This window comes from Streptomyces sp. JL2001 (assembly GCF_050917515.1).
Lineage (GTDB): Bacteria > Actinomycetota > Actinomycetes > Streptomycetales > Streptomycetaceae > Streptomyces.
Genome location: NZ_CP169421.1, coordinates 6,952,365 through 6,963,755, shown reverse-complemented (window position 1 = coordinate 6,963,755; position 11,391 = coordinate 6,952,365). Strand labels below are relative to the sequence as shown.

General features: G+C 74.4%; 10 protein-coding genes and 2 pseudogenes. 9 read left to right on the top strand and 3 right to left on the bottom strand.

Annotated elements, in window-relative coordinates; genetic code table 11:
- Position 1: 1 nt before the first annotated feature.
- Positions 2–694 (bottom strand): annotated as a pseudogene (locus ACE1OA_RS31070) (AMP-binding protein); the annotation flags it as partial.
- Positions 683–2,134: pseudogene (locus tag ACE1OA_RS31065) on the bottom strand (condensation domain-containing protein); the annotation flags it as partial. The pseudogenes ACE1OA_RS31065 and ACE1OA_RS31070, both read right to left, overlap by 12 nt.
- Positions 2,135–2,299: 165 nt before the next feature.
- Here ACE1OA_RS31065 and ACE1OA_RS31060 point away from each other — a divergent pair.
- From ACE1OA_RS31060 to ACE1OA_RS31030, 7 genes are read left to right on the top strand one after another with little or no spacing between them, the layout of a single operon-like run.
- Positions 2,300–3,082, top strand: a complete 783-nt coding sequence (locus tag ACE1OA_RS31060; protein ID WP_384870025.1) for a 2OG-Fe dioxygenase family protein — start codon at positions 2,300–2,302, stop codon at positions 3,080–3,082.
- 8 nt (positions 3,083–3,090) lie between these two features.
- Complete coding sequence (locus tag ACE1OA_RS31055; protein WP_356605413.1) at positions 3,091–4,221, top strand: M20/M25/M40 family metallo-hydrolase; 1,131 nt, start codon at positions 3,091–3,093, stop codon at positions 4,219–4,221.
- Positions 4,218–5,090: a lysine biosynthesis protein LysX gene (gene lysX, locus ACE1OA_RS31050; RefSeq protein ID WP_384870023.1), complete on the top strand. Its 873-nt coding sequence runs from the start codon at positions 4,218–4,220 to the stop codon at positions 5,088–5,090. Before ACE1OA_RS31055 ends, lysX begins: the two co-directional genes overlap by 4 nt.
- The gene (locus tag ACE1OA_RS31045) at positions 5,087–5,473 is read left to right on the top strand and encodes a hypothetical protein (RefSeq protein ID WP_384870021.1); all 387 of its coding nucleotides are present in this window, start codon (positions 5,087–5,089) and stop codon (positions 5,471–5,473) included. The genes lysX and ACE1OA_RS31045 overlap by 4 nt, the downstream gene beginning before the upstream one ends.
- Entirely contained in the window at positions 5,470–6,822 is a 1,353-nt protein-coding gene (locus ACE1OA_RS31040; RefSeq protein WP_356605419.1) for a DegT/DnrJ/EryC1/StrS family aminotransferase, read from the top strand. The genes ACE1OA_RS31045 and ACE1OA_RS31040 overlap by 4 nt, the downstream gene beginning before the upstream one ends.
- Entirely contained in the window at positions 6,819–7,775 is a 957-nt protein-coding gene (locus ACE1OA_RS31035; protein WP_384870019.1) for a transketolase, read from the top strand. The genes ACE1OA_RS31040 and ACE1OA_RS31035 overlap by 4 nt, the downstream gene beginning before the upstream one ends.
- The gene (locus tag ACE1OA_RS31030; protein WP_432753727.1) at positions 7,772–8,773 is read left to right on the top strand and encodes a transketolase family protein; all 1,002 of its coding nucleotides are present in this window, start codon (positions 7,772–7,774) and stop codon (positions 8,771–8,773) included. Before ACE1OA_RS31035 ends, ACE1OA_RS31030 begins: the two co-directional genes overlap by 4 nt.
- 31 nt (positions 8,774–8,804) lie before the next feature.
- Here ACE1OA_RS31030 and ACE1OA_RS31025 read toward each other — a convergent pair whose 3' ends face one another.
- Positions 8,805–9,662 (bottom strand): GNAT family N-acetyltransferase, encoded by an 858-nt coding sequence (locus tag ACE1OA_RS31025; protein ID WP_432753726.1) that lies wholly within the window; start codon positions 9,660–9,662, stop codon positions 8,805–8,807.
- 21 nt (positions 9,663–9,683) lie between these two features.
- Between ACE1OA_RS31025 and ACE1OA_RS31020 the strand changes: the two genes are divergently transcribed.
- Positions 9,684–10,277: a hypothetical protein gene (locus ACE1OA_RS31020; protein ID WP_432753725.1), complete on the top strand. Its 594-nt coding sequence runs from the start codon at positions 9,684–9,686 to the stop codon at positions 10,275–10,277.
- Positions 10,267–11,283 (top strand): BtrH N-terminal domain-containing protein, encoded by a 1,017-nt coding sequence (locus ACE1OA_RS31015; RefSeq protein ID WP_356779698.1) that lies wholly within the window; start codon positions 10,267–10,269, stop codon positions 11,281–11,283. Before ACE1OA_RS31020 ends, ACE1OA_RS31015 begins: the two co-directional genes overlap by 11 nt.
- Positions 11,284–11,391 lie beyond the last annotated feature (108 nt).

Below are 11,391 nucleotides of genomic sequence, written 5' to 3'. Positions count from 1 at the left end.
CCACTTCGGACATGTCGAAGGAGATGCTGCTGATGGCGAGCCAGGTGCCGGGCGAGTGCTCGCCCAGCCGCTCGTCGAGGCCCTGGAAGAGGTTGACGAGCTGGGCGTGCTCCACCATGACGCCCTTGGGCCGGCCGGTGGATCCGGAGGTGTACGTGACGTACGCCAGGTCGTGCGGTTCGACGACGGTGTCGGGGGCGGTGTCCGGGACATCCCCGAGGCTGTCCGCGGACAGGTCGACGAGGACCGGGCGCGCCGGCCCGTCGGCGGCCTCGGCGGCGGCGGAGAGCCGCTCCGTGCTGTAGGTGTCGACGAGGACGGCGGCGGGGGCCGCGTCGCCGAGGACGTGGGCCAGGCGGGCGGCCGGGTAGTCGGGGTCGAGCGGGACGAACGCCGCCCCGGCCTTGAGGACGCCGAGGAGTCCGGCGGGCATGTCGAGGGAGCGGCCGAGGCAGACGCCGACCAGCGAGCCGCGGCCGACGCCGAGGCCGCGCAGCCGGTGCGCGATGCGGTTGGCGCGCCGGTCGAGCGCCGCGTAGTCGAGCGAGTCGCCGCGGTGGACGACGGCCGTGGCGTCGGGGGTACGGGCGACCTGCGCCGCGAAGGCGGCGGGGACACTGCCCGCGTTCTCGACCGGGGTGCGGGTGTCGTTCCAGCGGACGACGGTCCGCTCGCGCTCCTCGGGGGTGAGCAGGGCGAGTTCGCCGAGCCGGGCGTCGGGGTGGGCGACGGCCGACTCCAGGACCCGCCGGTAGTGACCGAGGAGCCGGGAGATGCGGTCGGCGTCGAAGAGCTCGGTCGCGTACTCGGCCATGAGGTCGACGCCGCCGGCGGAGCGCTCGGACAGGCCGATGGTCCAGTCGAACTTGGTGGTGCCCATGTGCAGCGGCAGGCCGGTCATCTCGATGTCGTCCATGCGGACGGTCTCGACCGGGGTGCCGAGCTGGTAGATCGCGTGCTGGAACAGCGGGTTGCGGCTCTGGTCGCGGTCCGGGCGGAGCTCTCCGACGAGCTGGTCGAAGGGGAGGTCCTGGTGCTTGTGGGCGCCGAAGACCGTGTCGTTGGTGCGGGCCAGCAGTTCGCGGAAGGTCGGGTCGCCGGCGGTGGAGGTGCGCAGCACCACGGTGTTGGCGAAGTAGCCGATGAGCGGCTCGAACTCGGTGCGGGTGCGTCCGGAGAAGACCGAGCCGAGGACGATGTCGTCCTGGCCGGTGTAGCGGGACATCAGGGCGGTGAGTCCGGCCACGGCCACCGGCAGCAGCCGGGTCCGCTCGCTCTCGGCGAGCCGGTTCAGGTCACGGTGCAGCTCGGGCGGCAGGTGCTCCGCGACGGTGTCCCCGGTCCACCGGGGGTCCGCGGGCCTGGGGCGGTCGCCGGGGAACTGGAGGGCGCTCAGCCCGTCGAGCCGGTCGCGCCAGTACGCCAGCGAACGGCCGCCGTCCGGGCCGGCCAGCCGCTCTCGCTGCCAGACGGCGAAGTCTCCGTACTGGATGGGGAGTTCGGGGAGCACCGGGGCTCGGCCCGAGCGGCCCGCGAGGTAGCACTCGGTGAGTTCCTGGACCATGCGGGTGGTCGACCAGCCGTCGGTGGCGATGTGGTGCATGGCGAGGACGAGCACGTGGTCGTCCTCCGCCTGCCGGGCGAGGGTGGCGCGCAGCATCGGCCCGGTGGACAGGTCGATGCGGCGGCGGGCCTCCTCGGCGGCGATGGCCCGGGTCCGCTCCTCCCGCTCGTCCCGGGGCAGCCCGGAGAGGTCGAGGACGCGCAGGGCGGTGTCGCCCCGGGCGGGGTCGACGATCTGGCGGGGCCCGTCCGGGGTGGAGGTGTAGCGGGTGCGGAGCGTGTCGTGGCGGGCGGTGACCGTGGTGAGCGCGGCGCGCAGCAGCGGCACGTCCAGCGGGCCGCGCATGCGCAGCGCCAGCGGCGTGTTGTAGAAGGCCGAGCCGTCGGACCACTGGTCGAGGAACCACAGGCTCTGCTGGACGTAGGAGAGCGGCAGGGGCTCGGTGCGGTCGGCCACGGGGATGCGGTCGCTGTCTGCCCGGCGCTCGCGGTGGGCGCGCAGCTCCTGGATCAGCGCGGCGCGCTGTTCCGGGCTGAGCCCTGCCAGTCGGTCGTTGACGTTTCGCGGCATACCGGGGCTCCTCGTCGACGTGTGTGTCTCTGCGGCAGCATCCCTGCCGGGCCGCCGGCGGTGGAGTCGGGGGAAATCCGGACTCGGCCGCGCGGCCCGCCCGCTGACAGCGTGAGCGCCCGTCAAACGCATCACGTGTGAGGGGCGATCGTGACAACTACGGGAGTGACCGCGACAGCGACCGGCGTACGGCCCGGTCCACCGGTCGACGAGTACGCCGCCGCGTACGGCGTGGGCCGGTACGCCGCGCGGACGGCCCGGGAGGGCTTCGTCGCGCTGCGGCGCGACGCGGTCCGGCCGCTGCTGTCGGAGCGCGCGCTGGCGGAGTTCCAGGGCGCCTGGGAGGACCTGGAGCTCGACGCGTGCATTCCGGGCGGCAAGCTGTTCCGGCGGCGCCGCTACGGCCGGATCCGGGTGGACGTCGCGCCCGGCGGTTCCGGCGTGGAGACCGCGGTGTCGTTCGCGCCGCTGCCGCACACCGCGTTCCGCCAGGACGTGATCCGCATGTGGCGGGGCGAGGAGCGGGTGTTCGCGCCGATCGCGTCCGAGGTGCTGCTGCACGAGGGCATGCGGGCCCTGGTCGGTCTGGACGCCCGGATCGCGACCGCCGTCTCCGGTGTCACGGCCTGGGAGGTCGGCGTCCACCTCGTACGGATCCTGGCCGAGCCGGGCGGCGAGGGCGAGCCGACGCCGGAGGGCCGGCACCGTGACGGCCACTGCTTCGTCGGCATGCACCTGCTGCGCAGGGAGCGCTGCGGCGGCGGCCTGTCCACCGTCCACCCGGAGGGCGGCGCCCCGGTACGGCTGACCCTGCTGGACCCGCTGGACTCGATGTTCGTCGACGACGCCCGGGTGACCCACGAGGTGTCGCCGATCAGCCCGCTGGGCGGCACCGGCGTCCGCGACATGCTGCTCGTGGACCTCAACCCGGCCCCGGCCGGGGAGTGACGCCGCCGATGGACCGCACAGCGGAGATCGGCCTGCTGCGGGCGCTGGTGGACATCCCGTCCGTCTCGGGCACCGAGCGGGAGATCGGCGCGTACCTCGCCGGCTTCATGACGCGGCTCGGCTTCGAGACCCGGATCGACGAGGCGGGCAACGTGCACGGCAGCACCGGCGCCGCGACCGGCCCCGAACTGCTGCTGCTGGGCCACATGGACACGGTGCCGGGCGAGGTGCCCGTCCGCGTGTCGGGCGACGTCCTGTACGGGCGGGGCGCGGTGGACGCGAAGGGGCCGCTGGCGGCCATGGTGTGCGCCGCGGCCCGGCTGGCGCACCGCACGGACGCCCGGATCACCGTCGTCGGCGCCGTCGACGAGGAGCGGGCGTCGGCCGGTGCCCGGCACCTGGCCGGCACGCTCCGCCCGGACGCCGTGGTGATCGGCGAACCGAGCGGGGCGCACTGCGTCGGCATCGGCTACAAGGGCGTCTTCCGGTTCCGGATGACGGCCGAGCAGCCGGCCGCCCACACCAGCTCGCCGGAGCCCACGGCCGCCGAACTGGTCGCCGACCTCTGGTTCGCGGTCCGGGAGTGGCTGGCCCTGCGCTACGGTCCGGACGTCCCGCCCGGGACCCCGCCGGGGCGCACCTCCGTCCCCCTCTTCGACCAGGCGCTGCCCTCGGTCGTCGGCATCGGGGGCGACCTCACCCGGGCCTGGATCGAGGTGTCCTGCCGGGTGCCGGTGCACTTCGACGCCGCCGCGTTCCGCGCGTTCCTGCAGGAGCGGTCGGCGGGCCGGCCGGTCACGGTGATCGAGCAGGTCCCCGCCGTACGCGCGGCACGCACCGACCCCGTCGTCCGCGCCCTGTCCGCGGCGATCCGGGAGACCGGCGCCCGGCCGGTCCCCAAGCTGAAGCTGGGCACCGCGGACTGGAACGTGGTGGGCCCGGTCTGGGGGGTGCCGACGGCCGCGTACGGCCCCGGTGACTCCCGCCTCTGCCACACCGAGAACGAGCACATCGCTCTGCCGGAATACCTGACCGCCGTCGACGTCCTGACCGCGGCGCTGCCGCGGCTCGCGGCCGCGACGGCGCCCTTCGGCACCGCACCCGGTGCCCTCACTGGAATGGGAGGCGGAACGCCGTGACCACAGTCCGACGACCGCTGGCAGTCCTGACCTCGCGGGTCCGTGTGGAGGAGCGCCTGCTCCTCCAGGAACTGCGCAGGCGTGACATCGAGTTCGAACAGCTCGACACCCGCCGTCTGACGTTCTCGCTGGACGGCCCCGGCCGGCTCCCCTACCGGGGCGCGCTCAGCCGGGAGATCTCGCACACCCGCAACGCCTACGCCAGCCGGCTGCTGGAGCACGCCGGGGTCCCGGTGCTGAACAGCTCCCGGATCATCAACCTCTGCGGCGACAAGCTGCTCACCACGCTGGCACTGCGCGAGGGCGGGCTGCCCACCCCGCGGGCGATGGTCGGCCTGGTGCCGGACGCGGCGCTCGACGAGCTCGACGACTTCGGCTACCCGGCCGTGGTGAAGCCGCTCACCGGCTCCTGGGGCCGGATGGGTGCCCGGCTGCACGACCACGAGACCGCCGAGGCGATCTTCGAGCACCGCGCCGCGCTGCCGGGCCCGCAGCACCAGATCACGTACGTGCAGGAGTACATCGACAAGCCGGGCCGGGACATCAAGGCGTACGTCCTCGGCGGCGAGGTGGTCGGCGCGATCTACAAGATCTCCGAGCACTGGCGCACCAACACCGCGCTGGGCGGCCGCACCGAGGTCTGCCCCCTCACCGACGACCTGGTCAAACTGCTCACCGCGACGGCGGAGGCGATCGGCGAGGGTGTCCTCGGGGTCGACGTGATCGAGCACCGGGACGGCCGCATGGTCGTCAACGAGGTCAACCACACGCCCGAGTTCCACGGGGCGATCGAGGTCCTGGGCACCGATCTCGTCGGCGCCTACGTCGACTACGTGCTGAAGCGGCTCGCCGTCTGGGACGCCGAGTGAGCACGGAGAGCGGGGGCCCGGCCGGGGTGCGGACCGCGGACGGCCGGCACGCCCCGGTGCCGCTGGCGGGGCCGCGGGGCCTCGACGGCGGACGGCTGGAGCTGCCGGCCGGCCGGTACGACTGGCTGCACGTGCGGTTCCGCGCCACCGAGGCCGCGACCGTGACGTGGTGGCTGCACTACGCCACCGGCGCGGACCCGGAGACCCTGCACGTGCCGGCCGGGGAGTCGGTCGCGGTACGGGTCCCGGTGGCCCGGCGGGCCGAGCTGCGGGCCGTCGGTCTGCCCGAGCACCCGGCGCTCACGCTGCTCGCGGTGACCGCGATACGTCCTCCGGCGACCCGCCGGAACACGCACGAGGCGGACGAGTTGGTGACGACATGACGAAGCTGGCGATGTTCGGCGGGGCGAAGACGCTGCGCCGGCAGGACATGACCAAGGAGCTCACCGGCTGGCCGGTGATCACCGAGGAGGAGCACGCCGCGGTGCGCGGCGTGCTCGAGGGCGGGCTGTTCACCTCCAACGACGCGGGCCGGGGCGAGGTCTCCGCGCTCCAGCGGGACTGGGCCGAGTACACCGGCGTCCGGCACTGCGCCGCCGTGTCCAACGGCACCGCGGCACTGGAGCTGGCGCTGGCCGCGCTGGACCTGGAACCGGGCTCGGAGGTGCTGGTCCCGGCGCTCACCTTCATCGGCACCGCCGTCCCGGTCGTCCAGCGGCTGCTGGTCCCGGTCTTCGTGGACGTCGACCCGGTCACCTTCACCATGGACCCGGAGCGGGCCGCAGCCGCGATCACGCCCCGGACGAAGGCCATCGTCGTGGTCCATCTCCACGGCCTGCCCGCCGACATGACGGCGCTGCGGGCGCTGGCGGACCGGCACGGGCTGCGGCTGATCGAGGACGCCGCGCAGGCGCAGGGCGCGCACTACCAGGGCCGCCGGGCGGGTTCGATCGGCGACATCAACGCGACCAGCCTCAACGTGGTGAAGAACCTCCCCACCTGTGGCGAGGGCGGGCTGATCACCACCGACGACGACGAGCTGTACGAACGGGTCGTGCTGCGCCGCCAGTTCGGCGAGGACCTGCGCGCGGGCAAGGACCGCGACTACATCTCGCGGATGCTGGCCGGCAACGAGAAGCTGAGCGCCGTCCAGGCCGCCTTCACCCGGCGGCAGCTGGCCCGGCTCGACGAGTACCACCTGCTGCGCGCCAAGAACGTGACGGGCTTCCTGGACCGGATCGGCGGGCTCCCGGGCGTCGTCGCCCCGTACTGCCCGCCGGACCGCACGCACGCCTGGCACATCCTGCGGCTGCGGTTCTCGGCCGCCGCCCTGGGCCACCCGGAGATCTCCGACGGCGCGCTGCGGGCCGTGGTCCAGCGGGCGTTGCGGGCCGAGGGCGTGCCCGTGCAGCCGTACCAGGTCGTTCCGCTGCCCGGCCAGCGGGCGTTCCAGCGGCTGACCGGCCTCGGCGGGTACCCCTGGCGGATCCCGGGGGTGGAGCGGCCGGACCACCGCATCGAGAACTTCCCGGTGTCGCTCGCCGTGATCGACGACTCGCTGACGCTGCAGCGCATCCACCTCAACCCGGCGGCGGGCCCGGTGCTCGACCGTTGCGCCGAGGCCTTCGAGAAGGTCTGGGCGCGGATCGACGACCTGCTGCCCCTGGCCCGAGCGGCGGAGCACCGGCCTCCGTGGCACGCGGCGATGAACGCCCCCGAGGAGACCCCGTGACCACCGCACTCGACACCGCACCCGCCCTTGCGGCCCCGGGCGGGACGGGCCCCGTCGACGGCGCGGCGCGTGAGGCCGCCGTGCCCGCCGGGGCCGCCGGCCTCGCCGCACCGACGGACCCCGCCCGACCGGCCGATCTCGCCGATCTCGCCGATCTCGCCCATGAGGTGCGGGAGCTGGTCCTGCGCATGGGGACGAGCCCGCACGGCACCCACGTCGGCGGCAGCCTGTCGGCCGCGGACATCCTGACCGTGCTCTACCACCGGGTGCTGCGGCTGCGGCCGGAGGACCCCGCGTGGGCCGGGCGCGACTGGTTCGTACTCAGCAAGGGGCACGCGAGCGCCGCCCTGTACGCCGTGCTGGCGCAGCGCGGCTTCATCGACCGCGCGGAGCTCGACACGTACAGCAGACCGGGCAGCCGGCTGGCCGGCCACCCGCTGCGCCGGCTTCCCGGGGTGGAGTTCCCCACCGGGTCGCTGGGGCACGGTCTGTCCCTGGCGTCGGGTGTGGCCCTCGCGCTGCGCCGCACCGGACGGGCCGGCCGCGCGTTCGCCCTGCTGGGCGACGGCGAGCTGCAGGAGGGCTCGGTGTGGGAGGCGGCGATGACCGCCGGCCACTACGGCCTGGACAACCTGGTGGCGGTCGTGGACCGCAACGGGCTCCAGATCACCGGTTCCACCGAGGACTGCGTGGGCCTCGAACCGCTCGGGGAGCGCTGGCGCTCCTTCGGCTGGGCGACCGTCGAGGTGGACGGGCACGATCTCGCGGCCCTGGACGAGGTGTTCGCCTCGCTGCCGCACACGCCGGGGCGTCCGACGGCCGTCCTCGCGCGGACGGTGAAGGGGCGGGGCGTGCCCCTCTTCGAGGGCAAGAAGAAGTCCCACTCGGTGCAGCTCAGCCCCCGGCTGTTCCAGCGTGCCATGACCGGCCTGAACGCGAGGAGAGCACGATGACGACCCCGACGATCGAGGCGGCGCGCCCCGGCGCGGCGCCGGAGCCGGACTGGCAGGAGCGGTACGGGGTCGCCTCCCGCGACGTGTACCGCAGGACGCTCGTGGAGCTGGCCCGGGAGGATCCGCGCGTCTTCTGCGTCGACTCCGACATGGGCGGCCTGGAGACGCTGTTCGGCGAGGAACTGCCCGCGCAGTACGTGAACGTGGGCATCGCCGAGGCCAACCTGATGGGCGTCTCGGCGGGCATGGCGGCCACCGGCCTCCTGCCCTACGCCCACACGATCTCCGGCTTCGCCGCGACACGCGCCTGCGAGCAGCTGAAGGTGGACGTCGCCGGCAACGACCTGCCGGTGCGGGTGGTGGTGACCCACGCCGGCCTGTCGGCGGGGCACTACGGTCCCACGCACCACGCGGTGGACGACCTGGCGATCGTGCGGACCCTGCCGAACATGACTGTGGTGGTGCCGGCGGACGCGGTCGAGACGGAGTACGCGGTGCGCGCCACCGCGGATCTGCCGGGGCCGCTGTTCCTGCGCCTGGGCCGGGCGGCGACGCCGCTGGTGCACCACGAGCCGTACGAGTTCCGGCTCGGCGAGGCCCGGCTGCTGCGGGCCGGCGAGGACGTCACGCTGGTGGCGACGGGCCCGTACCCGGTCTCGATGGCGCTGGAGGCGCACGAGGCGCTGGCCGCCGTGGGGATCTCGGCGCGCGTCCTCAACATGCACACCATCAAGCCGCTGGACCGGGACGCGGTGCTGCGGGCGGCGCGGGAGACGGCCGGCATCGTGACGGTCGAGGACCATCTCGTCGCGGGCGGTCTGGGCGCGGCGGTGGCGGAGGTCGTCACCGAGGAGGCGCCCTGCCGGGTGCGCCGGATCGGCGTCCCGGACCGCTTCTTCGACCATGTGGCGGACGAGCGCGAGCTGCTGGTCGAGGCCGGTGTGAGTCCGGAACGGATCACCCTGGCCGCGGCCTCGCTGGTGCGGCCCGCCGGATGACCCGGCCGGGTGCGGCGGACCGGACGGCGGGTCAGCCCCGGGCGGCGGGACTGCGCCACCAGGCGAGCAGCCCGCCGTGGACCAGCCGGGGCTGGACGAAGGCGGGAACGCGCGCGGCCGGCCGGCCGAAGAACTGCGACCCGTCGTCGTCCACGCGGTCGGCGGCGCCTGCCGACTCCCGCTCCAGGAAGGCGCGTTCGGCCGCCGTGGCGGCGGGCAGGCAGTCGACGCCGACGAGCCCGTCGGCCCCGGCCCCGGGCATCCCGGTGCCGGTCACGCGCCGGGTGCCGCCCGGCACGGACCACCAGGTCGCCACCCAGCCGGCGACGTCGCGGTCGTACGCACCGGCGAACGCGTCGGCGCCGGAGCGGCGTTCGACCGGCTCGCGCGGGTCGCGCACCATGTGGACCTCGGAGAGCGGCTTGTCCGGCGCCCCGAAGTGGCGGACCGTGCGGAACCCGACCCGCGCGTAGAACGCGGGATTCCCGCGCTCCACGACGGCGTCGAGCACCACCCGGGCCGCGCCCGCGGTCACGGCGGCGTCCTCGAGCCGGGCCAGGAGGCGGCGTCCGAGCCCTCCGTGCCGCACCCAGGGGGCCACGGCGAGCCGCCGGACCTCCCAGTCCCCGTCGGCCCGGATCGTCGCCCGGACACTGCCGGCGACGTCGCCGTCGACGGTCGCCACCCAGAGCGGCCGGCCCGCGGCGAGATCGTCCCGCACGTCCCGGGCGGTCTCCCGCGCCCCATCGGCCACCGGCAGTCCCGGGACCAGGTCCCCGACCTCGTAGGCCGCCGAGGTCACCGCGGCCACCCGCTCGGCGAGCGGGCCGGAAGGGGCTTCGACGTATCGGATTTCGACGGCTTCGGCCGCCGTTTCAGTGGTGAACACAGCCGCAACATACTGGATGTGATGAGATTGGGAAACACCGTCATCGACCTTTCCGCGCACTACGACAACCGCGGAATACAGCCGCCGGACGAGCCCGGTGAATTCGGGTTCAATATCTGGCGCAATACTTTTCCGGCGGAGGAACTGCCGGAGCCCGGATCGATCGTCGAGGTGGCCGGGACGGCCTTCGCGTTCCCGCCCCGGCCCGCCGCCGGGGGCGACAACATCCGCTGCCGCGGCCAGCTCGTCGAGCTCCCGGCCGGGCCGACCGGCGGCCGCTACGACTGGATCGGCCTCGTCGGGGCCGCCGAGCGGCGCACCGAGGACGAGGTGGAACTGCACTACCGCGACGGCTCGGTGAGCCGGGCGTGGCTGCGCATGTCCGACTTCTGGCCCCAGACCGCGGCCTACTTCGACGAGCCCCTGGCCTTCCGCACGGCGAGCATGCGGTACCCGCGCCACACCCACCGCCATCACGCGCCCGCGCTCTGGCAGCAGCGGATCGCGGTGGTCCGCCCGGAGCCGCTGGCCGCGGTCCGGCTGCCGGACAACCCCGCCATGCACGTCTTCGCGATGACCGCCGTAGTGGACGAGGAGAGCCGCCTTGCGCGTTGAACTGGCACCGGTCGGATACTGGCGGCACGAGCTGTCGCACTGCCTGCACACCACCGCCGGGGTCCTGCTGGGGTTCCACGGCCTCGACCCGGTCCACGTCCTGGGCGCGGGCTGGGGCTTCGACTACCGGCCGGGGGACGTCCGCAGCGAGGAGTACTACCTGCCGGGCGCCGCCGAGGACCTCTTCGGCGGGCTCGCCCCGCACCACCGCATCCATTCCCGCTGGCACACCCCCGCCGACGCGGAGGAGGGCCGGCGGCAGGTCCGTGAGGCGCTGATGGCCGGTACGCCGGTCGCGGTGGCGGCGGACAACTTCCACCTGCCCTTCCGGCCCGCCTACCGCGACGTCCACACCAACCACCTGATGGTGCTCTACGGCTTCGACGACACCACCGGGGACGTGTTCGTGGCCGACCCGGTGCCACCGGCCTTCCAGGGCACCATCCCGCTGGCCGCGCTGACGGCGGCCCGGGACTCCGGCAACCCGGTGGTGCACGACCGGGACATGTTCTTCACCGCGAACCCGATCGGCAACCGCTGGCTGGAGATCGACGTCGACGCTGACCAGCCCGTCTTCGACCCGCCGTTCGTGCGCGGGGTGGTCACCGCGAACCTGGCGGGCTTCCGCGCGCCGGACGCCGCCGGGGCCACCGGGGGCCTCGCGGGGCTGCGCCGCTTCCTCACGGACGCCTTCGACCGGCTGCCGGCCGACCCCGCGGTCGGCGACGAGGTCTTCGTGGTGGTCGGCCCCGTCCTGGCGGTGACCGGGCTGCACGCCGAGTTCCTGCGCGACGCCGGCCGCCGCTTCGGGGACACCCGTCTGCTCGAACTGGCCCGCGAGGTCGACCGGGTGGCGCACCACTGGTCCGCCCTGCGGATCGCGGTGGCCACGGCGGGGCCCGAACGGGCTTCCTCGGTCCCCGGGCTGCTGCGCCGGACGGCGGCCCTCCTCGACGCGTACGACCACGTCCTCGACGGCCTGGAGCGCTGGTCCCGGACCGCGTAGGGGTTATCCCCGACTGCCTCGCACCGTGGTGTGAAGGGAGGCTCGACCCGGCGCGGAAAGCGAATGCGCCGACCGCACGAAAAGGCCCGGGTGCGGCCCGGATTCCCG

Coding starts and splice junctions, on each gene's coding strand:
- ACE1OA_RS31055 (WP_356605413.1), top strand. CDS start 3,091: ATGGACCGCACAGCGGAGATCGGCCTGCTGCGGGCGCTGGTGGACATC.
- ACE1OA_RS31040 (WP_356605419.1), top strand. CDS start 5,470: ATGACGAAGCTGGCGATGTTCGGCGGGGCGAAGACGCTGCGCCGGCAG.
- ACE1OA_RS31030 (WP_432753727.1), top strand. CDS start 7,772: ATGACGACCCCGACGATCGAGGCGGCGCGCCCCGGCGCGGCGCCGGAG.
- ACE1OA_RS31020 (WP_432753725.1), top strand. CDS start 9,684: ATGAGATTGGGAAACACCGTCATCGACCTTTCCGCGCACTACGACAAC.